This is a genomic window from Bifidobacterium sp. 2450 (assembly GCF_041900695.1).
GTDB classification, from domain to species: domain Bacteria; phylum Actinomycetota; class Actinomycetes; order Actinomycetales; family Bifidobacteriaceae; genus Bifidobacterium; species Bifidobacterium longum.
The window spans coordinates 41,792-62,802 of sequence record NZ_JBHEEA010000019.1 but is presented as its reverse complement, the minus strand read 5'-3'; the positions used below and the strand labels follow the sequence as shown (position 1 = coordinate 62,802).

The following is a 21,011-nucleotide window of genomic DNA, read 5'->3' as shown; positions in this document are numbered from 1 at the left end:
GTTGACCCATACGATGCTGATGACCGCGATAGCCGGGCTGCCCGGCAGTATCGCGCCCGACAGGTGCATCTCGTCATTGGCGCTCGAGGTGCCGGAACGGTCGAAGCGGATGCGCTGGGTTAGGGAATCCCACACGTCCTCTAGGGGGTGGAGGACATTGACCAGCGTGTCAATCGATGTGATGGTGATGCCGTCGAGGTTGACGCGGCAGAGTGGCAGGTCGGAGACGATGGCCCCGCCGATGATGCTGCCGGTCTCGATGCCCGGATCCGCGGGCGTGTCCGCGCTGGGCTTGCCCTTGATGGCTTCGAGGGTGACCGTCTCCACGCCGGTGTCTGAGTTCAGCGAGTACCGGGCCACGATGAGATCGCGTCGTTTTTGCCCTTGCGAGCCGGATTGGATGTTCACGTCGGTCGGTGCGGCGATGTAGATCTGCCGGCCCTCGACCACGAGGTCCCATGCGGGGATGGTAATGTTGTTCGCATCCTTCGCCGTCGGTTTTTCCGTCCAATTCCGGGTTTTCAAAATGTATCCGCTTCGGCCGAGCATGGCGGCGTGCATGAGCGCGTCATGCTTCGATTCCACGTGCGGATCGTCGCCGCCGTGCGAGCCGGTTACGAGCAGGTTGGGTGCCATAATCACTTGCCTTCCGCGTTGAGGAGCTTGTTGAGCCAGAGGTCATAATCCTTGTCCTGGTTTTCGGCCAACTGTAGGTACTGCTGGTAGTCGGATTCGCAAAACAGGATCTTCCTCTGGTTGCCGTTGCGGTCGACGCGCGTGACCTCGTGCCAGTCGGGGCTGGCCGTCGCGTTGGGCAACACGTATTCTTTGTTGACACACGAAGGCCGATCACAGGAGTAGAGGGTGATGTTGGGCTGTTTCGGCATGATGCTGCTCCTTTAGTCTTGTTCGTCGGGCCAACTGTATTGGCCGGCTTCGTATTGGATGGTTGGTGTGCCGTCGGCGAGTTTGACGGTGATGCGCACGATGGGACTGTCCACGCTGACACCGGTCAGCGCATCGTAGGCGCGCACATGGTCGTCGATATGCAGGCCAAGATTCTCGGGGATCGTCAAATCGACAGTGCCCTGTTTCCACATGTCCTTGAGCTTGTCCCTGGTCTGGTCGGACAATTCGATGCCTTCGGAGGATGTGAGCTCGTAGGTCTGAGCTATCTCCCGGTCGCCGGTCAGGGTCTGGGTCTGGGAGATGTTGCCGGACGCATCCGCATACCAGTCGCTGCGCGCCCTGTTGCGCAGCTGGCCTTTGCCCAAGCCCGTGAGGTGGTTGACTTGGGTCCAGATGCGTTTCGCCTCGAAACTGATGCGCTGGTCGCTGTCCGCGTCGCCGTACGTGTCAGCGGCGACCGCGCGAATCCGGCAGCGTCCAGCGGCGTAGGTCAGGTCGAGTCTGGCTCCCTGCGCGGCAAGCATCATGCGCAGCCCGTCCCACGCGGTAATGTACCGGCGGAACGAATAGTTGCTGAGGGTGATGCCGCTCGCTTCCGATGGCGCTTCGAACACCGTGGATAGTCCGATCCGGCTGATTATCGTGCGGATGATGCTGTTGGCGTCGCCGGAGACCGTGAGCCGGTCGGTGCCGGGGTCGGGTTGGATGATCTTGCCTGCGAGCAAGCCGTGCCATGTGCGGCCGGTGAGCGTATACAGGGCATGCCCGTCATCCACGGTGATACGCACCGCGTCGACGCGGCCTCCGAACTCGGTGCCTTCCGCCCCGATGTAGCAGCCGTCGGAGAGCAGCAGTCCGGGGGTGGAGTGAGTGAGCTCGAAATCATTCTGCTCGTCACCATACTGCATGTCGAGTGCGGGGGAGACGAGTTCGCCCTGCGGCACGTGAGCGGTGTTGGTCCAGATCAGGTCCATGGCAGTCCCGTCTGCTCCAACCAGTACTCCACGTCGAACCCGAACGATTCGTCCCATGAGAGCTGCTGCAGTCCCGGCGGGAGGGTGGCGAACGCGTATTCGTTGGAGGCCTGGTCGCGATGCGTTTTGTCGAACACGTTGGTGATGTCGCCGTTGGCGGCGACCATCACGGCCGTGCGGGGTGAGCCGGTGCCGTCGATGATGAGGTAGCCGCCGGATGGGACGCTCACGTCGGCTATCACCTTGTTGCCGCCGATGATGATGCTCGGCGTAGAGACCGGCCCGTAAATGGTGAGCCTCATGCGCGAGGGCAGGGCGGATTGGTTGTCGATGCTGCTGACGTTGCGTGTCGGCGCGTAATCGTAGCGATAGTCGTAGGGGTAGTCCTTGCCCCTGTTGTAGCGGGCCGTTGACCGGCTGAAGCTCTGCTTGACCGGTTTGTGCCACACCCCGTCAAGCAACGCGACCGTGAAATCGCCGCGCACGAGCGCGGGTGACGTGTAGTCGGGTGTGTGGCCGACCACGAGGCAGGTCTGCGACCATCCGTCCACTGTAATGACGCCAGGTTTCGCAGCATCGTCGAGGTAGGCGTACATATCCGCGTCGAACAGTTCCTCGGCCTTTTCGAGCGCCGGGATACCGTAGACGAGCCCGGTGACCTTGACGGTCTTCGCGGGCCGCGTGGCCCGCAATGACCGGTAGCCGAGCTCGAACTCCCATGCGCGGGTGCGCAGCTCCGTGATCTGGCCGCACATGATTCCCTCCGGGTCGGCGAGATCAATCACGGTTCCGGCGCGGTTTGACGTGTAGGTGAGCGTGTGCATCATGTGCGCAAAACCTCCTTGGTGAGCCGTTGGAAGTCACGTCTGCTGAGTTGCGGGGCATACGCGCTGATGATGGGGCCGATCTGCTCGCGGAAGGCGCGTATCTCCTCGATGACGCCGCTCACGTCGACCTCCCGGCCGGAGAACGATTCCTTGGGTATCTGCCGGCGGTTCATGGCCGCGTATGTGTCGGCGCCATAATATGCGACGGATTTCACGTTGGACACGAATTCGCCGCTCTTGACTCGCGCGTTCGCCAACGTGATGTTGTCGCCGCCAGTGATGCTCGCCTTGCCTGGCAGGAGGCCCTCGATGACACGGCCGCCAGTGGCGTAGCCGCGCATCGAAACCCCGTAACCGGCGAACAGGCCACCGGTCTTGCTGGTGGGGATGTTGCCGGTCGCGCCCTTCGGACGATAACCGCTGGACGAATACGTGCCGCCGGAATCATCGACATAACTACCATGGATCGTGAAATACTTGTCCGCGATTTGCCGATTGTCTAGGTCTTGGATCACTCCGATGGCCTGATCGTCGTTTGCATAGATGTAGCCGGTTTTCTTATCGATGGTCCAGCCGTTCGCTTCGGCCACCTTGGCCAGCATGCCGCTGTTGTCCCCCTGCAGCAACCCGGTTTTCGGGTCGATGGTGGCACCTGCGGCGATGGCCATCGCATAGTCGAACTGGGTCTTGTCCAGATCGAGTTTGCCGGTTTTCGGGTCGATGGTGGCACCGGTGGCTTCCGCGATCTTCTGCATCAGGTCGGTGTTGTCGCCGCTGATGCGCACGGTCTTGTCATCGATTTTCTCGGCCTTCAACTTCACGTCATCGAGCGCCTTGCTGGCATCATCGGTGATCTTGATTTTCAGATCGATGCCCTTGGCGGCGGTATTGCTCAGCCCCTCGATGCCTTGACGCAGTACATCCGCCTGGTCACGGGCCAACCCGTATCGGTCGGCCTGGGATTCGGCCGCGTCGGCGCTCATGCCGGCGGCGGTCGCGTTGTCGATGTACGCCTGACGTGCCCGTTCGAGGATATCGCCCGCCTGCTGGGTAGCAGCAGCGGCGTCGCCGTGGGCCTGACCTTCCTCGATGATCTTCTGCGCCGTGCTCTGCGCGGTGGACGCAAGCCCCTGCAGAGCGGACTGGCTGTCATACGCTTGGGACTCATAGCCCGCCAGAGCGTTGCCGTTGTCATCGAGCACTCGGCCGTTCTTCGCGATATTCTCGTTAAGGTCGAGGATGCCCTGATTGAATTGGGTGACGGCCTGATCCGCGGACAACTGCACTCCCGGCAGGCTGAGGAAGCCTTTCACCAGATCGTCAATGGCGTCGGAGAGGTCTTCGGCGCTTGTGGTGGCGTTGTCTGCACTGTCGGCGTAGTTGTTGACGCCTTCGGCGGCCGCGTCTCCGCTGGCCTTCGCCTTGGCAACTTCCGTGTTGGTTTTGCTGACCTGTTCCTTGGCTTTGCTGACCTGATTGGAAAGCTTGTCGTAACTGTCCCGAATACTGTCTGTCTCCATGATGGACATGTTGTTTTCGGCGTTTTTCAGCTGTTCGTTGAACAGTTTTTGCGCTTCCTTGGATCCGTTGACGGCCTTTGCGAACGTGCTGTATTCGATGCCGGCTTTGTCGAGTGCTTCTCCAAGAGAGCCTAAGCCGGTGGCGAACTTGTCTCCGAAGTCCCATGTTTTGTCCTCGCCGCTGGCGATTTTCTTAATGAGTGTTTCGACGGCATTCCCGGACTGGTCGATTGCGCTGGAGAATTCTTTGATGTTGGCTTTAGCGTCCTGTGCGGATTGGGCGAAGCCTACCAGCAGCGCGCCTGCGACTGTCAGCGCGATCCCCCATGGTCCGCCCAAGGCGGCGAACAGCCCGCTGCCGATGCTTTTCATGCCGTTCATCGCGGTCTGGCCTCGTGTCAGTCCGTTGGTAAGTGTGCCGGCGTTGGTTGATGTGCCAAGCATGGAGGTGCCAAGTTGGATGATGCCTTCCTTGAGCAGTGGCATGGCGGTGATGCCTCGCTGGAACGGGTCGAGCATCAGGCCGAAGTTCCGTGCCGTCTGCGAGCTGCTGGTGTTCAATGGCCCCATGACGGAGTGCAGGGCGGTGAAACCTCCGACCAGGGCGGTGAGCAGCACGATGGACTGCTGCACTGGCGCTGGCAGCGAGGAAAAACCATCAACCAGCGTGTCGAGTGTCTGCACGAGCGAGCGCAGCGGCCCCTGACCTCCCTCGCCCAAAGAAATCATGAGGGATTCGAACGAGCCACTCAGATTCTCAAGGTCGCCTTTGAGGTTGTTGTTTTTTGCTGCGGCCTGTTCGGCTGCGAATCCGGATTCGCTGACGGCTTTCGTCCAGTCGTCGATGCCTTCCGCGCCCTGCTCGTAGAGCACGTTCGCGGCTCGGATGGCGTCGGTGCCGAAGATCGTGGCCAACGCCTGATTACGCTGCTCCTGGGACAGTCCGCTCAGCTTGTCCTTGAGCACGCCCGCCAAGCCGCTCAGGCCGATGAAGTTACCTTGCGCGTCGTAGGCGTTGATGCCGAGTTCCTTCATGAGGTTCGTGGCCTTCGTGCTCGGGTTGGCGAGGCTGATGAGCATGGTCTTCAGCGATGTGCCGGCATCCGAGCCGATCATGCCGCTGTCGGCGAATGCGGCGAGCGTGCCGGTGGTCTCCTGCATGCTGATGCCGAACGAATGGGACACCATGCCGGCCTGATTCAACGCGAGGCCGAGGTCATGGGCGGAGCCCACGGCCTTGCCTGCGCCGGCTGCCAGCGCGTCGGCCACCTGGGAGGATTGAACACCCGTCAAATTGAACTGCTTGAGGGTGGTGGCCATGAGTTCGGCGGCGTCGCCGACGGCCATGCCGTCGGACGCGGCGAGATTCAACGCGCCGCTCAAACCGCCGGAGAGAATATCCGACGTGCTGAGGCCGGCTTTGCCGAGTTCGTTGATGGCGTCGGCGGATTCGGTGGCCGAGTATATGGTGTCGGCTCCGGCGTCGATGGCAGCCTGACGAAGCTGATTCATCTCGTCGGCGCTGGCTCCGGTGTTGGCCTGCACCGTTGACATGCTGGCGTCGAAATCCGCTGCCATCTTGATGGCAGCCACGCCCAGTGCGGTGGCGGCGACACCGGCCGCCGCTATGCCGGTGGTGATGAGCTTCGATTTGCCTCCGGCGGCTTCCATGGTGGTCGCGGTCTTCTGGCTTTCGCCGGACACCTTGGCCATGCCGGCGGTGAAATTGCTGGTGTCCGCGAGCAGGCGGACGATGATGTTGCGGTTCAGGCCACCGGCCATGGCATATCCTCCTGTCGGATCATCGTGGGTTGATGCCCACGGTCAGTGAGTCAAGTTTCGTGGCGGATTCCGTGGAATGGTCCTTGCGGTATTCTTCGAGTCCGATGCGGCGCATCAGGTCGATCTGGCAGACGCCGACATCGCTCGCGTATTTGGTGGGGGCTAGCTCGTCGTGGCATATGCTGACGGGCATACCGCAGCGCGGGCACAGCGTGCGCTCGTATTCGTCGAGCGCGAGCATCCATTCGCGTTCGGTCGCATCCCATTCGGTTTCCGGCGTGTAGCCTGTGATGCGCTTATGCCCGTCCCTTTCCACTCGATACGACGGTTCCCAGCCGAGCCACCGTTTGTAGCTGATGCCGAGCTTCTGGCAGATTCGCAGTTCCCTTACCGTCTGCGGATTATCCGCGAGGCTGATTCGAGTGCGTCTTTTGGGTCGATGAGCTTCGCATTCAGATCACGGATCGCGTACCAGACCGGGCTAATCTGCCCGTCGGACAGTTCGGTCATGACGTTGGCCAGCTCATCCACCGGGGTTTCCGGCATGGTCTTCCTGACCATGAGTTTGATGGCGTCGGCGCAGATGTCCTCGATGCGCTGCTTCGGCATGCCGTTCTCGGTGACGGTGTTCGCCTCGAGCACCTGACGCCACTGGGAGAGCGGCAGCGCCTCCAAGGTGATGCGGACGGTGTCGTCCTTCACCTCGCCGCGCAGCCTGTCGATCTGTTCGGCGATGCGTTTGGCGGCGGCGTTGCCGCCCTCGGTCACATGCTGCGCCATGGCGCGCTCCAAGTCGGCTCCCAATGCGGCGACCTGTTCGGCCTTCTCCTGATCCAATATGAGGTCGACGTCCACGCGCTTGCGCTTCACTTCCAAAGCCATGATTATTCCTTTCTGCAAATCTGAAAACCTTTCTGCGAGAGAAGAGAGAATGACCGTGCGGGGCCAGAAAGGCTTAGAGCCCCCGCACGGAAGAACTGTCAGGCTGCGGTCAGCACGGCGGTCTCGGACTCCCAGCCGGGAGCCTGGGCGAACAACGGGATCTGGCTGCGGATCATGGTGTTCGCATCCGGGTTGATGACCTTCTTCTCGCCGCACTTCACGCTCACGACGGTGAGCTTCTGACCGGAGGCCAATGGCGCGTCGGTGGCCATGCCGCGACGACGCACGATATAGCCGGAGGCACCCTCGTGCATGAGTGTGACGGCCTCGTTCTGGGCCTCGTGCTCCGTGTTCGTGTTGTCGATGACCTCGAGGCTGATGTCGCCGGCGCTCTTGCGGCCGGGGGCCCCGAAGTCCTGCACGGTGTTCTCGCGCTGGTCGGATACGGTGTCCTGCGACGGGTCGAAGCTCCAGCCGCCGAGCATGACGTAGTTCGAGATGTCGGTGCCGGCTTCCAGCTCGACCATGGTGGGGGCCTTGATGTCCTTGATCATCGGCACCCATAGTGTGGTGATGTTGCCCTCGGCGCTGGTGCCGGGAATCTCTGTACCCAGTTTCATGGTCACGATGTGCTCCTTAAAACAAAAAGCCGTCCCGTATGGGATGGCGTTGAAGACTTTTGGTAAATGATTGGTTGATTATGGTCGACTCCACGTGAAGCGGAACCTCAAGACGCGCACCTGGTAGCGGCGCGCGGTGTCATCGGCGGTCAATCCGGCCGCATACGCGCCGGAATCCTCGTACAGGGTGAGCTGGCCGACCGTGTAGCCCGGCGGCCGGGTGGGGGAGCGGTTCGCCAACGCGGGAATCAGCATGTCGTCACACCAGATGTTCACGCTGTCGACGGTGGTGCTGACGGCGCGAACCTCCAGGAGCGCGGAGTGGGCGGCGAACCGCATCGACTCCGTGGACAGGTGACGGTCGGTGGAGACGCGCGCGATGATCCACGGCGGCATCTCCGACTCCAACGGCTCCTCCTGCCGGTAGACCTTCACGCCGGACGGCATGGAGGGCAGCAGGTCGAGCACCGCATTGGTCAGGTCCATGACGCTCATAATCCGATGGCTCCTATCAGCATGTCGTCGGCCGCGTCGCCCACGTATTCGGCGAGCGTGGGAAGCTCCTGTTCGGCGAACTGGTAGAACCAGTGGGTTCCGCCACCTTTCGCGGTGCCGAAGAACGCGATGTTGGCCAGATCGGAAGCTCCGCCGTCGCGCGGGCTCACGTCCGCGTAGATGGTGGTGCCGGTGCTGCCCAGCTCGTAGCCGATGCCGATACGGCTGATCGCGTGGTTCGATGATGTCTGCAGGTCGGAGATGATGCCTTCCTTGACGTTCTGCGCACCTTTTTTCACCGCCTGCGCGACCTTGGCCGAAGCCATGGCATGCGCGGCGGCGACCCTACGGCCGAACGCGGTCAGCTCCGAAGCGTCGATTGTCACGTCACTCATTGCTGTTGCCCACCTCCTTCACGTTCCACCGGCATGCGGTCGCATGCGACTTCTCGGACTGCATGTTCAACAACCGGAGCTTCCTGCCCCTGAGGTTCGGGTCATTGGCTTCGGTTATCTCGCACACGTCGCCCGGCAACAATCCCGTGGTGCCGTAGGGGAAGTGCATGTACATGCTCCACACGGGGGTGACAGCGCCGAGGGCTTCGACGATGCCGCCCTCCGTGTTCTCGGCGGCCAAGCCGCCGGAGGTCTGCACCTTGCAACGGCCCTCATACACGGTCTTCGCAGCCGGTTCCACCAGTCCCGTTTCGGGGTCGGTGGCCGGTTTGCCCATGCGCGTGACGCGGCATTGGTCGGTCATCAACGATTCGGCGAGCTGTCGGCCTCGATTGAGGATGTGCTGCACGTTCATCGGAACACCCCTATGGCGACGCCACGCAAACCGAACCTGTTGCGGAGAGCACGTTTCGTACCCTCCGGCAGTTCGAGCGCGTCGATGATCTCGGAGTCGCCCTGACGGTAGCCGATCTGCACGTCATCGATTCGCGCGTACGATTCGTCGCGGTGAGCGCCGGGGCCGCCGTTCGACTGCTGGACGAGTCCGGCTGAGACCATGCTGCACACGAGGCGCACGATGTCCGGAGGAACCGGATCGTAGCCGGCGAGCATGGTGACGGCGACGGAACGGGGAACCATGTTCGGCAGGCTCCACAGGCTTTCCCTGTACAGGGCGTTGCCGAGCAGCTTCCAATCCCCGGTCTCCTCACCGTCCACGAGCACGCGGTTCACGGAAATCACGGGGCGCATGGGCAGGTCGAGCCTGCGTGAGGTCTCGCCGGGGATGGTCACCGTGTATTCGCCGCGTGTGATGGGGCAGCCTGCGGCGTCGCGCACCGCGGCGGAAACCGATTCGAGCAGCTTGTCCGCGAGCTTTTCGTCCGCGTATTCGATGCCGTAGGAATCAAGGTCCTTGATCGTTGCCAGCGTGTCCATGAGTCACCCCCCCTATGCGGTTATTCGGCTTCGCCCGCGTAGGGCATGGCCTCATAGCTGCCGGCCATCACTTGCCCACCTTGAAGTGTACGGTGGCCAGCGCTTCGGGGCGCACGACCTTCGCGCCGTACAGGTGCAGGCCCTTGACGATGTCGTCAAAGCCCTTCTCCTTGCGGGTGGCCTCGACCTTGGCGATCTGCTCCGCGAACGTGGTGGCCGCGTTGGTGCCAGCGATGATGACGTTGCCCTCATCGGTCTGAGCCGAGGAAGAGCCGCCCTTGGCTGCGGGAGCGTTGTTGGACTTGAGGATGGTCATGCCCGCGGCCTCGCCGACGACTCCGTTGAGCAGCGTGGAATGAGCGGACTCGGCGCCAGCGACGAAACGGGTGTCCTTGCGTAGCAGGCCATAGAAGTCCGGGTTGACGATGACCCAACGGCCCGCGTCTGGCACGTTCTGCTTATCCAATGCGGTGGCCAGATCCACGATGGTGTCGTACGCCTTGGTGGCGGTGGCGCCGGAAATCGGGTCGAGCGTGCTCTTCGCGCCTGCTGCCATCAGGCCGGCCAGGTACTGGTCGGTCAGGTCGCGCAGCTTGTAGGCTGCGTCCCGGGAATATGCGGCGGTCAGGTTGTTCATGGCCTGGCGCTTCTCCACGTCGTCGATTTCGAACGCGAAGTACTTGCTCTGGTTGATGACGAGTTCGCCGGCGTCCTTGTCGGTGGCCGGTTCGATGGTGATGTCGGTGTGGGCCGTGTAGTCGCCGATGCTGATGTGCGCGATGCCGGTGATGTGCACGGTGTCGCCGTAGTTGGCGATGTCGCCCTCGTAGTCGCGGTTCACGGCGGAACCGTAGACGAGGTTCTTCTGGAGTTCCAGCAGGATGTTGGCGCTCCAGAGTTCGGGAATGAAATTGGTGATGGCCATTTAAGGCCTCCTTCCGTTAGTTGGCTCCGAGCAGGTCCTTCAGTCGCCCGTCCTGTTGGGCTTTGACGATTTCTGCGGGGCTCATGGTTTTCAGGTCGTCTCGGGTGAGCTGACCCTGATGGCGGTCGCCGTCCCGTGTTCCGCTGGGCGGCGTGATGTTCGCACCCGAGGGTGCTTGCTCGGCTTTCCCGAGATAAGGTTTCTGTTCCAGCAGTTCGCCGATGGAGTCGGCGATGGCCTGCGTGTCCACGCTTCCGTCATCCGTGACGGTGAATTTGGACAGGTCGAGGTAGCGCAGGGCGTCGGCCGGGTCGGTGAGCTTGCCGCTGGCTGCGGCGCGGACTTCGGCCTTGAGGATGCGCTGGTTGGCGGCGGCAAGGGCCTCGTCCTTGACGGCCTGCTCCTTACGGGCTGCTTCGTATTCGGCTTCCTTGCCCTGCAGGGCGGCGATCTGCTTTTCGAGTTCGTCTACCTTGTCGGCCTTGGCGTAGGCTTCGTTCAGTTTCTTTTCGAGGTCGCGGTTGACTTTCCGCTGTCCTTCGAACTTCGACTGCCAATCCTCGCCGCCGGTGTTCTCCGGCTTCTTGGACTCGTTGTCGCCTGTCTGCTGGTTCTGGTTTGCGGGATCCATGTTCTTCCTTTCGATTCGCTGGATCATTGCTGGAAAATCTGGCCGCCGGACGTGAGCCATCGGCGGTATTCGCGTTCGCACTGTGCCGCGATTTCGGGGGTGAGGGGCATGCGCCCGTCGTTGGGGTTGCGCCCCTCCAATACGGCCTCGTAGCGGAGCTTCGCGGTCCGCACTCGCTTCTCGGCGGCGGTCAACAGTTCGACGCGCCCCTGCCGGTACGTGTTGTCGTGCAGCCACATGCTTTTGCGGATCTCGGGCACCTTGCCGCGCCAGTCGTTGTCCACGTAGTAGCCGTTGGCCTTCAACGCGGCGATGGTCTTCTCCCGGTCGCCTCCGGTCAGCGAGTAGATGCCGTCGATGGACAGGCGGCGTTTCATCCTCCGGCCGGACTGCTGAGCGTATTGCATGCTGGCCCACCCGTATCGGGTGGTGCCCTCGCTGGTGGTCAACGCCGTATAGCCTTTGCCCACCCTTTGCATGCCGCGTTTCGAGTTGACGACCTGGTAGATGTCCGCACCGTCTCGGATGGCCTGCGCGTAATTCGCTCCGAAGCGCTTGTCCTGCTCCTCACGGGAGAGACTTTTGAAACCCTCCATGGGGTCGCTGATCCACCCCTGTTGCTTGGCCATGCCCTGGCTGCAGGGCACGTGGCGGCCGTGGCAGTGCGGGTGGCGCAGGAACCCCTCGTTGAAGCGGAACCACTTGCCGGCCAACAGCATGCACCTGTCGCAGCAGGTGGCGGACTCGACGCGCACGTAGCCGACCTTGGGCCGGCTGGTGATGTCCAGTGACTCCGCCTGACGGGCGGTGTCCATGACCGCCAGAGAGGTAAGCATGACCAGCAGGTTGCGCCCGTACTCCAACGCCTCCAACGGCGAGCTGCCGGTGCGTATCGCGTGCAGGGCGGCGAACACGGGGGATTGGAAGTAGGATGCGATGTCGAGACCGGACGGTGCCCAGCCCGCGAAGGCGTTCGGGTTGGCCAAAGCATGGGGAGTGACGTACACGCCCTGTTCGGCGAGCATCATGCCGCTCGCGTCGATGGCCGTCTCCGCCGACCTGGTTTGAATCGTGGAGAACAGGGCGAGGAAGTCGCGGCTTATCGACTTCCACGACGCCTGGATGTTATTGGCGTCGACCCTGTTCCATGTTCTGCGTGCGGCCCTGTCCGCCGCCAGCTCCAACGTCGCCAGCCGTTTCTGACTGTAGGCCAGCACCTGCGATTCGACCGCCATCAGCGCCTCCGATCTGCAGGGCACGGTTCAACGATTCGAGTTCGGGGTCGGCCATCTCGTCGGCGCGCATGCGCATGATGCGCTGCACCTCGTCCGAGCTTTGCCCCATCTGCTCCGCGACCCATTGGACCGGGAAGCCGAGCTGCTTGTACTTGAGCATCGCGTCCGCCATCAGGGTTTCGCTGCGATACTGCGGGGTGGCGAACTGCACCTTGGATTCGGCGATGATGTCCGCCTCATCCGCGTCGTTCTCGTAGCGCATGGCGATGCTGCAGATGTCGCGGATGGGGGATTTCAGGAAGCTGATGCGTTCGATGGTCTTGGATACGAGGCCGGCTTCGGCGACCTCGTATCCGGTGGCCGGAACCTCCGCGTTCGTCAGCAGGTAATGGCCGGGGGTGCGTGTTTCGGCGGCGATATGCTCCACCGCTTTTTCGATGACCGGGATGAACACGTTCAGGTTCGAGCTTGACCATTCGCCCAGGTTCACGTTGTCGCCGGTGAACTGGTAGATGCGCTCCAGCACCTGCTTGTCGAGTTCGATGGGCTTCTCGCCGACCTGCTGGCCCTCCTCGTTGTAGACGGGCTCGACGAGCGGGTCTCCGCCGAGGATGACTCGTGCCGGCAGTGAGGCGTAGTCCAACGCGTTCAGCAGGTAGGCCCATACGACGTTGACCGTGTCCTGCATCGATTCGACGTGCGCGATGTCGCTGATCGGCGCATTGTCCAATAGCATCTGGTTGCGGAACTCGCGCAGGGGAATCGTGTCCAGACCAGTGGGCTGAGGGTCATTCATCTTCCAGCCGTACACGTCGGGCGGCACGCGCTGGTCGGTCAGATCGAGCATCTTCTTGCGTTCCATGCTGACCGTCCAGCCGGGCAGCATGAGGGTGCCGTACTCCTTGTCGTCGCCCTGCTGGATGAGGAACCCGGCTGACGGCTGGCCGGTGCGCGCATCGTAGATGACTGCGGCGCTGTCCGGGTGCTCGAACGTGATGCGGGCCCTGCCGTCGACCTGCGTGACCAAGGCGAACGCGCGGCCCGTGGTGGTCATCATCAGCGCGGCTTCCTGCAGTCCGCGTTCAAAGTCGTTGCGATCGAGGCATTTCATGATGCCGGTGCCGAGCCGCACGTCATCATAAGGGACGAAACCCTTGAACTTGATGCGTTCCACTGGGGCCTGCGCCACGGGGAGGCACCAGTTGTCGGAGAAGTCGGAGAACCGGTCGCTCATGTAGCGTTTGAATTCCTTGGACGCAAACTTCAGCTTGCCGCGTTTGCCCAAGACGTAATCGGTGTGGGTGCCGATGCTGGGTCGACGGAACTGGATCTTATCGGCCAGTCGGTTCGCCAATGCGGACAGTTCCTGCTGGCTGTATTCCATCGTCACCTCCTGGTCGATGATCCGGTAAGCATGTAATTGTGTTTGCGAGCGCCCCAGCCGGCGGCTCGCGCGTCGCATGCGGCTTCGTGGGCGAGCACGCTGGTCACGGCGGCGTCTATCTTCCTGTTCTGCTGTGGTTTCGCCAATCCGTAGCGTTCCAAGGTCTTGGCGACCTTTCGCGCGTTCATCATGTGGGTGCGGGTGATAGGGCACCCGTCCTGTGTGATCCTGTGCGTGGTCAGGTCGGCCTCGAAGCGGCGAAGCGCCTCGTAGACGGCTCCGATGCGGGAGCTGCCCGACATGCTCCATGGCATGAATTTCTTCGGCCCGTAGGCGCGATCCCATGCCTCTATCTCCGACTCCCACGACAGTTCGTCGCGGAAGCCGGGATCGCAGTAGGCGCGTTCTATCTTGTAGCGGTCGTTGAGTTCCGCCCATGCTGCGGATACCTCGGCGCGGGGGATGCGCCCGCCCCACTGCTTCGGGTTCCAGATGGTCGCACGCTGGTCTGGCCCGTATCGGGGGGTGAATATCAGCCCGTCGAGGGTCTCCATCTTGATGCATGTCCAGTCGTCGTTCTCCGAACCGTCGAAGCCCGCGCACACGCGCGTGCCTTTTGGCGGGTTCGGCAACCAGAGTTCATGCGCCGGCATAGCAGCTCTCCCACAGTCCGTCTTCGAGCCATGCGCCGCCGCCCTGCACCAGACGGTTCCCGAAGAACCGTTCCGCCTGGGTCGGGTCGGTCTTCATCAGCGCCTTGGCCTCCGATTCGATGGAATTCAGATCGACCCACGGGGAGCCGCGATACACGTATTCGAGCATCTTCAAGCGTTCGGATTTCAGATTGAAGTCCAACGGCCGGCCGTCGCGGTGACGCAATGATTTCGCCAGATCGGGGTTCCGATAGAACACGAACACGTCGTCCTCGGCGTTCTCGAACACCTGCTGCGCGTAACTGTCCTCGCCCGGATCCCACGAGTTCGTCCACGCATGCGTGCGGCCGCCCATACCGGCGGCTCCTCGACGCTGCGTGGTGGCGACCGCTATCATGCCGTTCGATTTCGTGTACAGGCCGGCCTCGTCCTGTTCGGCGTCCGTGATCGGATTGCCCAGACGGGATTTCGCCGAGGCGGTCACCACGTCGATGCGATCCAAGTCCAAGGCGTCGGCCTCGCCCTCGCGCCCCGGCTGCAAAATACGTATGAAGGTGTCCCTCACGCGCATGCGCTCCTTGAGCGGGCCCAGCAGGATCGTCGCCACGAGAGGACGGTAGATGTTACGCACCTGCTCCTCGGAATTCGCCGTCAACTGGATAAGCGGCGACGGATGCCGACGGCCTTTCGGCTCACCCGGATTGTACGGCCACTCCCAGCCGCACAGACAACCGTTGTCAGCGCAACGGTACACGTCGCCTTCTCGCGCCCAGCCATCGAAGATGGTGGGCCCGCAGCCCTCGGCGGCGGTGAAGAACGCCGTGCATGGCCCCTTGCCCCATTTCTGCGGTCCGACGGTCAGCGTCATGCGGTATTCGAATGCCTGGTTGAGCACCATCGGGTTGTCGACGGTGACTTCCTCGGGCGGCACATAGGGAGCGTCCTCGCGGATACGCCAACGGTTCGCCGCCAGCCAGTACTGCCAGTCGGACAGCACCACCGGACGGCCTCGCAACGGGCCGTCCGGCTGTCGGCAATGGCGTTCGATCCATGCGCACACCAGATGCCCCAACGTGGGGAAGTCGATGAGCCATGAATCCTCGTCAGCCATTGCCGCTCATCCGACGCTGGTACACATGCCTCGTCTCGTCCATGGGAGAGCGTTCGGCGGCTGATTCCTGATTCAGCTCCTTGGCCCTGCGGCGCGTGAACTCCGAATCGACTGGCTTCCGCTCGGCCTCGGCCTCGATTTTCCAGCCCAACGCCTGCAATCCGGCCACGCTCATGCCGACGCGGTCGGAGATGCGCAGCAGCACGGTCAACGCCGTGGGTGCCGGCACGCTCTCGCATGCGGTGGAAAGCCGCGCGTACAACGCCAGTTCGTGAATCATCCACTTGAACTGGGGCAGATGCCAGGCGCGTGCCTGAGGCAGCTTCCACAGCCACTTCCACTTCTCCGCCTCAAGTTTGCGGACGCGCTCGTCATCGGCTGGCTCCAAGGGCCATTCCGGCGGCTTCATCCGGCACTCGGTGTTCGGCAGGCTCTGCAATGTGTATCCGAGTCTCCGACTCTTCTCGCTGTTCGGGTCCTTGGCCGGCCCGGAGCGTACTCGTTTGCCTCCACTTGGCATGATGTTCACCTCTCGTCATGGCCTTGCGCCCTAGCGACAGATCGACGAGACAGCCCTCGCGGCGGCCCGCCAGCGATGTTTGAACCCTGCGCACCCGGCAGACAGCTCACCGGCGGTCCAAGCGGGGTGGTCGTCACCCCACCCCCCCCCTGGGGGTGTTGCCGGCTGTTTTTTGTCGGGATGCACAGCGTGTTTGCTTATTGCCTGGTGTTGAAGCCTGCTGGTCTTGTTTTGCCGGTTTTTACATCGTGGCATTGTTTGCATAGGCCTCGTCCGAACTTCGGGTCGTTGGGGTTGAGTCGCATGTCGATGAGTTCGGTTCTTTCGTATGGGTAATGGTCTGCGATTGTGCTTGGATTGCCGCAGAGTCCGTGGTGTTTGCCGCAGCCTCCGCGTCCGGAGTCGCCGGGGCACATGCAGTATGGGTCTCGTGCAAGCACTTGCCTGCGGAATGATTGGTGCCCCTTGGTGCCGTAGGGGTTATGGCCTCGGGTACGGGTGCGGTCCCGTTGGGCTCGGGTGCAGGCGTCGCATTTGCGTGCCGGTGTCTCGATGAGGTTCGGGCATCCGGGGGTCGAGCAGACTCGCCAGCTCATGTGTGCCTCGCAGTCATTGTGTTTGTTGGCGTGTCTTGGTGTCCTCGGCTTGCATATCTATAGTTATTGTGTTACTATAGATATGTCAGCAGAAAGGAGGTACCGATGAATCCAAAGGATTGGTTCGATGTCATCAACGGCATCATCGCCAACGTCCTCGCCGCGATAGCCATAATCATCGCAATTAGACGGAGACCGAAGCACAAGAAGTAAAAAAGGTTCCGGCTAATCCTGCTAGCCGGAACCTCCCCACCAATCCTATCTCATCGGAAACACATCATGAGAACATCACTGATTTTCGGAATCGTGGCCCTGACGTTCGGGGCCATGGCCTTGGGCGGCGCGCTGTCCAACAGCCCGATAGTATCTGGCGGCTTCGGTCTCGCGGCCGGAATCATGGGCCTTGCGGCCGGAATCATCAACGGCAAGGAAGGCAACAATGACGACTGAATACCTCGGCGTCAAACAGGTCGCCGAACGCCTCGGCATCACCAGTGGCGGCCTGCTCAACCTAAAACTCCCTGAGCCCGACGCCACGATAGGACGCACGCGCGGCTGGTTGCCTGAGACCATCGATGGATGGAACGCCCAACGTCCGGGACGTGGTGTCGGCGGGGGACGGCCACGCAAGAACAAAGCATAGATATGCGAAAACCCAGCCACTTGAGCTGGGTTTTTCGACACTTCTGCCACTGCTTATTATGGCAACACTAAGCCATAACTGTCAAATCAGCGGGTCCGATGAGCAGCCGGTACACGTCGCAGTAGGCGTATCCATCCGCGTGACGGAAGATCTTGTCGCGTTGCCCCCACATGGTGATGGTCTTGCGACTGACCTTGATACCCGCGCCGGTGAAAGCCTTGGCGATGTCGGCGGCGGAGCCTCGCTTGGAGTCATCCCAGCACAATGTCTTGAGTCTGCGCAGTTTGACCGTCTGCGCTCGCTGCTCCCTCCCGCACACGGGACACGTGACCCACTGGTCTGCCTGTCCTGCGGTGAGCATGGTCCCGCACAGTTCGCAGGTGCCGATCTCCCTGCGCTGCTCGGGCGGATCCAACGCGAGGTCAACCTTGCGGGCGAGGTTGTTGATTATGTGCATGTAGAGGCAGGCGTCCGCGAAGGTGGCGAGCTTGGGGTGTCCGGCGCATGCGATGAGCGTGGCCTTCAAATCCTCGTTGCGTTTGTCTTTGCGCCAGTCCAGGGCGTCGATACCGTCGAGACAACGCCACAGTTCACGGGCCGTCGCGTCGAGCATGTCAATCAGGTCGAGCACGTCGAGCCTGATTGGAGTCGGGGGAGTGGCCGTCTGGATTCTGACGGGCGAATGCCCTCCCGGGTGCAGTGTCGCGTCCAATGAGTCGTGCAACGGCGTGACATCACGCGCCAAGCGCAGGAGCGTGCCGGCGAAGCGCAGCTCGCACGTCACGCACACTGAATACCCCTCTTCGGTCATCGTCCTACAGTTCTGACAGTCCATGCTGAGCCCCTTCCGGCTGGTCGGCTAGAATAATGCTTGGATCTCATCGCCCTGGCCGACCACGGTTGGGGCTTTCTCATATTTGAGCCGCGAATACGGCATGTTCCAGATGCGTTTGAACTCCTCGACCTCCCGTTTCGTAAGGTTGCTCCCTCCCCATGGCTTGCCCGGCGGGCGCTCCCTTTTCGGCGGCGTGAACGGTTTGACGCTCACCCGAGCCAAGCGGCATGTGTGGCCGGCGAGGTATTGGCCGTCCGGGCTGATGCCCGCGCTCCCGCTCACGCTGCGCAACAACGGGTGGCCGACCGAAGGCAGCCATGTAACGCGCGTCAACGGGCGGCCGAGGATTATCGCCACGGTCAGGTCGTCACCCTCCACAAGCCCGTAATCCCACGACTCCCACACGCTCTCCCGATCCTCGATGACGTACAGACCGCACCCCTCGCAGACAGTGACCACAAGAGGACTCGATTTCGGGACGAACGCGCGAAGCCACGAGGGTTTGCGCTCACTGGCCTTCTGTTCGCCTTTCATCGCATGACGCCCCCCGATTGCGGGTCGATGAGCTGGCAGCTCATGGCGTCGATGTGTTCGCCGGTCTTGGCTTCGATGCAGAGCCGTTTCACGTCCCCGGTGGTTTCGACCTGTTGGATGATGGTCTGTTCCGGCGTCGGGTTCACAGCGGCGGCGGTGAAGCCGATGACGGCCAACGCCATCCCGCCGATGATGATGCTGACGACAATGAAAGCGAGCCCGATGGTGGACTCGATGGACCACTTATCCCGTTTCAACACGAGCCCTCCTTCCCCGTGACGGGTGATGCCCGGCTCAGTCTTCAATCGATTCATGCTTCCTCCTTGAGCGTGGCGACATATGCGATGGCCTTGCGTTCACGCTTCGCATACTTCTCGCATTTGCGTTTGAGACGTTTGAGGCTCATGGCGTACAGGAAGTTTCTGAAGTTGCCGTCTTCGCAGATTTTGGCTTGATAACGGCCGTAGTCGCTTCCCGCGCTGATATGCGCGACCAAATGGTCTGTGAGCTGAATCTCGTTCATGCGTTCTCCTTTCGATATGGGTTTGGCGTGTATTCGGGCGATTCCTCGCCGGGCATGGGATTCATGTTCTTGACGACTTGGATATACCCTTCTTCCCATGCTTTTTCGGCTATCTGCCGGTCATGCTCCTTGAGCCATGCTTGATAGGCGGCTCGGCCTTCCTCGATGGTTGACTGGCCTGTACCGAAGCAACTCAATTCGACGGCGGATTGGACCAAATCGTCATACACTCGTGGTTTCATTCCTCCACCTCGGTTTCCTCGCCGTAATGGCCGTAGAGTTGGTCTGCCGCATCCTTGGTCGTGTAGAGGCATTTCGCGGGAGCGTGTTCGTAGTCGTAGATGGCGGCTGCGATGACCTTTCGAAACTCCTCACGGGTGAATGTCCTCGCCTTATAGCTCATCGTCCGTGCTCCTTTCGGTCTTGGAGTCCCAGAGTCGTTCTCAACTGTTGCAGGCAGCTGATGGCGTACAGGGTCTCGCGGTCCACCGTGCCGGTGGGCACCACGCTCGAAAGCGCCTCGTCCAGTTCCTTCAGTCTGGTCTCAAGATCCTCGGTGCGGGTCCACCGGCTGATTTGGTAGCCGTGGCGGCTGAGGATGTCGCACACCCGTTCGAACGCCTTGGACTGTGCCTGTATACGTCGTGCCTCGGTGGGTTCCTGCAACTGTTCGAGCTGTTGGAGCCGCAACGCCATCTTCGTCCCGAGCGCACGGCCTATGCCTTTCATCGCCTCTCGCTGTGCGACATACTCGGCGGCGGTCTCGTAATGCCCGTACCGGTCCGGCCGTTTGCTGGCGGCGAGCTTTTTCAGCAGCCGGTGTTCGACCTGCCGGGTGTCACCATGACTTGGGTTGGGTTTGCGCCGGTATCTCAACGTGCGTTTGGACGGGTCGTAGTACATGAGGCCAACCGGCTCGGGCACCTCGCTGCGGTCGATCATGCGGGCGGGGCAGACGAGGGTGAGATCGTCCACGTAATTCTTGTAGCACAGGTATTTCGCGTCGCGGAGGAAATCGCCGCGACTCACCTTGACCTCGAATCCGCTGATCCATGTGTCCCCGCGCCAGTTGACCTCCAACGCCACGCCGTCCAGACGCAGCACCGTGTCATTCGGCTCAGTGACCGAAATCTCCGACCAATACCCGTCACCGTCACGCCGGTAACGGGAGGCGAGTGCGCAATTGATGTCCATGGCAGTCACGTCACCGTTCATCGTCTGCCTCCGTGAAATCGTTGAGCGATGGGCTGGTACAGCTCATATCCCTTCTGGGCCCATATCTCCAGTGTTTTGAAGATCACAAGAATCGACAGTGAGTCGAGCCCGTCGTCAACCAGTTTGGGAATGTTGTTGTACTCTGCGTCCAGTTCCGTATGCCCGTTCCGGCCGCTGGTGAACGTGAATCCCAGCATGTCCACGGGCGTTCCGGTTTCCTCCGGCGTGATGGTCAACCGAACCTTGAACTTCCTGCCCAACGGCATCGCCTTGTCACTCATCGTCCGCCTCCTTGATTGCCTGTTGCAGTGCCTGCATGATTTGTTTCGCCTCGTCCACGCTCAGATAAGCGCTTGCAGATTGGCCAACGGTCTTGTGCTCCGGGCGGGAGTCGTCCCGGTCGAGGTGAAACGTCACCAAGCTGGAAGAGCCACGCCGATGATTGGCGATCTCTACCCGATAAACCATGTATTCGTCATCGTCAATCGGGATAGTGAGCCTCGTGCCGGCATAGTGGATGCTGCCAAAGGTCAAGTCGAACGATTCCGTCTCAACGCTCAAGGTCCATCTCCTTTTGTCCGGGATTGTGCAGATCGAAATGCTTGCAGCCGGTACGGTTCACTCCGTCAGCCGTTACCACGGCCCACAATGCGGCCGACAAGCCCGCGATATACCCGTCATTCCAAGCGCCCTGAATGCCATACTTAGCGCGCATCACAATGCGGTCGTGAATGGTCTTCTGCACGTCAAACGGTTCACTCATCGTCTGCCTCCAGACTCTCGTAAATCAGCTTGAATCGCTTGTC

31 protein-coding genes are annotated in these 21,011 nt (G+C 61.6%); 2 read left to right on the top strand and 29 right to left on the bottom strand.

Annotated features, from left to right (window positions below; translation table 11 throughout):
- From ACEUKI_RS09825 to ACEUKI_RS09735, 19 genes are all read right to left on the bottom strand, one after another.
- Positions 1 to 636: hypothetical protein (locus ACEUKI_RS09825; protein ID WP_374156819.1), on the bottom strand; the 636-nt coding region annotated here is incomplete at its 3' end.
- Positions 637 to 638: 2 nt separating this feature from the next.
- A complete protein-coding gene (locus tag ACEUKI_RS09820; RefSeq protein WP_080786146.1) occupies positions 639 to 887 on the bottom strand; it encodes a hypothetical protein in 249 nt (82 codons plus the stop codon).
- 12 nt (positions 888 to 899) lie between these two features.
- On the bottom strand, positions 900 to 1,883 hold the full coding sequence (locus tag ACEUKI_RS09815) for a hypothetical protein (protein ID WP_080786144.1): 984 nt from the start codon (positions 1,881 to 1,883) through the stop codon (positions 900 to 902).
- Positions 1,874 to 2,710: a hypothetical protein gene (locus tag ACEUKI_RS09810; RefSeq protein WP_374156818.1), complete on the bottom strand. Its 837-nt coding sequence runs from the start codon at positions 2,708 to 2,710 to the stop codon at positions 1,874 to 1,876. The genes ACEUKI_RS09815 and ACEUKI_RS09810 overlap by 10 nt, the downstream gene beginning before the upstream one ends.
- The gene (locus tag ACEUKI_RS09805; RefSeq protein ID WP_374156817.1) at positions 2,707 to 6,012 is read right to left on the bottom strand and encodes a phage tail tape measure protein; all 3,306 of its coding nucleotides are present in this window, start codon (positions 6,010 to 6,012) and stop codon (positions 2,707 to 2,709) included. Before ACEUKI_RS09805 ends, ACEUKI_RS09810 begins: the two co-directional genes overlap by 4 nt.
- 19 nt (positions 6,013 to 6,031) lie before the next feature.
- Positions 6,032 to 6,328 (bottom strand): hypothetical protein, encoded by a 297-nt coding sequence (locus ACEUKI_RS09800; protein ID WP_080786173.1) that lies wholly within the window; start codon positions 6,326 to 6,328, stop codon positions 6,032 to 6,034.
- 71 nt (positions 6,329 to 6,399) lie between these two features.
- Complete coding sequence (locus tag ACEUKI_RS09795) at positions 6,400 to 6,894, bottom strand: DNA primase (protein WP_080786196.1); 495 nt, start codon at positions 6,892 to 6,894, stop codon at positions 6,400 to 6,402.
- 98 nt (positions 6,895 to 6,992) lie between these two features.
- A complete protein-coding gene (locus ACEUKI_RS09790) occupies positions 6,993 to 7,520 on the bottom strand; it encodes a hypothetical protein (RefSeq protein ID WP_080786154.1) in 528 nt (175 codons plus the stop codon).
- Positions 7,521 to 7,592: 72 nt separating this feature from the next.
- On the bottom strand, positions 7,593 to 8,009 hold the full coding sequence (locus ACEUKI_RS09785; RefSeq protein ID WP_080786153.1) for a transcriptional regulator: 417 nt from the start codon (positions 8,007 to 8,009) through the stop codon (positions 7,593 to 7,595).
- Positions 8,006 to 8,395, bottom strand: coding sequence for a hypothetical protein (locus tag ACEUKI_RS09780; protein ID WP_080786155.1), 390 nt, complete (start codon positions 8,393 to 8,395; stop codon positions 8,006 to 8,008). The genes ACEUKI_RS09785 and ACEUKI_RS09780 overlap by 4 nt, the downstream gene beginning before the upstream one ends.
- Position 8,396: 1 nt before the next feature.
- Positions 8,397 to 8,819: a DUF6093 family protein gene (locus tag ACEUKI_RS09775; protein WP_080786189.1), complete on the bottom strand. Its 423-nt coding sequence runs from the start codon at positions 8,817 to 8,819 to the stop codon at positions 8,397 to 8,399.
- Complete coding sequence (locus ACEUKI_RS09770; RefSeq protein ID WP_080786188.1) at positions 8,816 to 9,400, bottom strand: hypothetical protein; 585 nt, start codon at positions 9,398 to 9,400, stop codon at positions 8,816 to 8,818. The genes ACEUKI_RS09775 and ACEUKI_RS09770 overlap by 4 nt, the downstream gene beginning before the upstream one ends.
- Positions 9,401 to 9,467: 67 nt before the next feature.
- Positions 9,468 to 10,325: a P22 phage major capsid protein family protein gene (locus ACEUKI_RS09765; protein WP_080786187.1), complete on the bottom strand. Its 858-nt coding sequence runs from the start codon at positions 10,323 to 10,325 to the stop codon at positions 9,468 to 9,470.
- Positions 10,326 to 10,341: 16 nt separating this feature from the next.
- Positions 10,342 to 10,956 (bottom strand): hypothetical protein, encoded by a 615-nt coding sequence (locus tag ACEUKI_RS09760; protein WP_080786186.1) that lies wholly within the window; start codon positions 10,954 to 10,956, stop codon positions 10,342 to 10,344.
- Between the two features lie 23 nt (positions 10,957 to 10,979).
- Positions 10,980 to 12,191 carry a hypothetical protein gene (locus tag ACEUKI_RS09755; protein WP_374156816.1) on the bottom strand — a complete coding sequence of 404 codons (1,212 nt, stop codon included), beginning with the start codon at positions 12,189 to 12,191 and terminating at the stop codon, positions 10,980 to 10,982.
- Positions 12,082 to 13,575, bottom strand: a complete 1,494-nt coding sequence (locus ACEUKI_RS09750) for a phage portal protein (RefSeq protein WP_374156815.1) — start codon at positions 13,573 to 13,575, stop codon at positions 12,082 to 12,084. The genes ACEUKI_RS09755 and ACEUKI_RS09750 overlap by 110 nt, the downstream gene beginning before the upstream one ends.
- Before the next feature lie 2 nt (positions 13,576 to 13,577).
- Positions 13,578 to 14,228 (bottom strand): terminase, encoded by a 651-nt coding sequence (locus ACEUKI_RS09745; protein WP_080786171.1) that lies wholly within the window; start codon positions 14,226 to 14,228, stop codon positions 13,578 to 13,580.
- Positions 14,215 to 15,339, bottom strand: a complete 1,125-nt coding sequence (locus ACEUKI_RS09740; RefSeq protein ID WP_374156814.1) for a terminase — start codon at positions 15,337 to 15,339, stop codon at positions 14,215 to 14,217. Before ACEUKI_RS09740 ends, ACEUKI_RS09745 begins: the two co-directional genes overlap by 14 nt.
- Positions 15,332 to 15,859 carry a hypothetical protein gene (locus ACEUKI_RS09735; RefSeq protein ID WP_256867102.1) on the bottom strand — a complete coding sequence of 176 codons (528 nt, stop codon included), beginning with the start codon at positions 15,857 to 15,859 and terminating at the stop codon, positions 15,332 to 15,334. The genes ACEUKI_RS09740 and ACEUKI_RS09735 overlap by 8 nt, the downstream gene beginning before the upstream one ends.
- Before the next feature lie 875 nt (positions 15,860 to 16,734).
- On the opposite strand from ACEUKI_RS09735, the gene ACEUKI_RS09730 reads away from it, so the two are divergent.
- Both ACEUKI_RS09730 and ACEUKI_RS09725 read left to right on the top strand, forming a co-directional pair.
- On the top strand, positions 16,735 to 16,905 hold the full coding sequence (locus tag ACEUKI_RS09730; protein WP_179133653.1) for a hypothetical protein: 171 nt from the start codon (positions 16,735 to 16,737) through the stop codon (positions 16,903 to 16,905).
- The gene (locus ACEUKI_RS09725; protein ID WP_080786182.1) at positions 16,895 to 17,098 is read left to right on the top strand and encodes a hypothetical protein; all 204 of its coding nucleotides are present in this window, start codon (positions 16,895 to 16,897) and stop codon (positions 17,096 to 17,098) included. Before ACEUKI_RS09730 ends, ACEUKI_RS09725 begins: the two co-directional genes overlap by 11 nt.
- A 67-nt stretch (positions 17,099 to 17,165) precedes the next feature.
- Here ACEUKI_RS09725 and ACEUKI_RS09720 read toward each other — a convergent pair whose 3' ends face one another.
- Genes ACEUKI_RS09720 through ACEUKI_RS09675 form a run of 10 tightly spaced genes read right to left on the bottom strand, consistent with a single transcriptional unit; the run spans position 17,166 to position 20,968 of the window.
- A complete protein-coding gene (locus tag ACEUKI_RS09720) occupies positions 17,166 to 17,933 on the bottom strand; it encodes a hypothetical protein (RefSeq protein WP_080786181.1) in 768 nt (255 codons plus the stop codon).
- A 24-nt stretch (positions 17,934 to 17,957) separates the two neighbouring features.
- Positions 17,958 to 18,467, bottom strand: a complete 510-nt coding sequence (locus tag ACEUKI_RS09715) for a hypothetical protein (protein WP_256867092.1) — start codon at positions 18,465 to 18,467, stop codon at positions 17,958 to 17,960.
- Positions 18,464 to 18,781: a tight junction protein ZO-3 gene (locus tag ACEUKI_RS09710; RefSeq protein WP_256867091.1), complete on the bottom strand. Its 318-nt coding sequence runs from the start codon at positions 18,779 to 18,781 to the stop codon at positions 18,464 to 18,466. Before ACEUKI_RS09710 ends, ACEUKI_RS09715 begins: the two co-directional genes overlap by 4 nt.
- The gene (locus ACEUKI_RS09705; protein ID WP_374156813.1) at positions 18,778 to 18,990 is read right to left on the bottom strand and encodes a hypothetical protein; all 213 of its coding nucleotides are present in this window, start codon (positions 18,988 to 18,990) and stop codon (positions 18,778 to 18,780) included. Before ACEUKI_RS09705 ends, ACEUKI_RS09710 begins: the two co-directional genes overlap by 4 nt.
- Entirely contained in the window at positions 18,987 to 19,232 is a 246-nt protein-coding gene (locus tag ACEUKI_RS09700) for a hypothetical protein (protein WP_374156812.1), read from the bottom strand. The genes ACEUKI_RS09705 and ACEUKI_RS09700 overlap by 4 nt, the downstream gene beginning before the upstream one ends.
- Positions 19,229 to 19,393, bottom strand: coding sequence for a hypothetical protein (locus ACEUKI_RS09695; protein WP_374156811.1), 165 nt, complete (start codon positions 19,391 to 19,393; stop codon positions 19,229 to 19,231). The genes ACEUKI_RS09700 and ACEUKI_RS09695 overlap by 4 nt, the downstream gene beginning before the upstream one ends.
- Positions 19,390 to 20,205 (bottom strand): hypothetical protein, encoded by an 816-nt coding sequence (locus ACEUKI_RS09690; RefSeq protein WP_374156810.1) that lies wholly within the window; start codon positions 20,203 to 20,205, stop codon positions 19,390 to 19,392. The genes ACEUKI_RS09695 and ACEUKI_RS09690 overlap by 4 nt, the downstream gene beginning before the upstream one ends.
- The gene (locus ACEUKI_RS09685; RefSeq protein ID WP_374156809.1) at positions 20,202 to 20,486 is read right to left on the bottom strand and encodes a hypothetical protein; all 285 of its coding nucleotides are present in this window, start codon (positions 20,484 to 20,486) and stop codon (positions 20,202 to 20,204) included. The genes ACEUKI_RS09690 and ACEUKI_RS09685 overlap by 4 nt, the downstream gene beginning before the upstream one ends.
- Positions 20,479 to 20,766, bottom strand: coding sequence for a hypothetical protein (locus ACEUKI_RS09680; RefSeq protein WP_172723020.1), 288 nt, complete (start codon positions 20,764 to 20,766; stop codon positions 20,479 to 20,481). The genes ACEUKI_RS09685 and ACEUKI_RS09680 overlap by 8 nt, the downstream gene beginning before the upstream one ends.
- Positions 20,756 to 20,968 carry a hypothetical protein gene (locus tag ACEUKI_RS09675; protein WP_202575358.1) on the bottom strand — a complete coding sequence of 71 codons (213 nt, stop codon included), beginning with the start codon at positions 20,966 to 20,968 and terminating at the stop codon, positions 20,756 to 20,758. The genes ACEUKI_RS09680 and ACEUKI_RS09675 overlap by 11 nt, the downstream gene beginning before the upstream one ends.
- Positions 20,969 to 21,011: the final 43 nt, after the last annotated feature.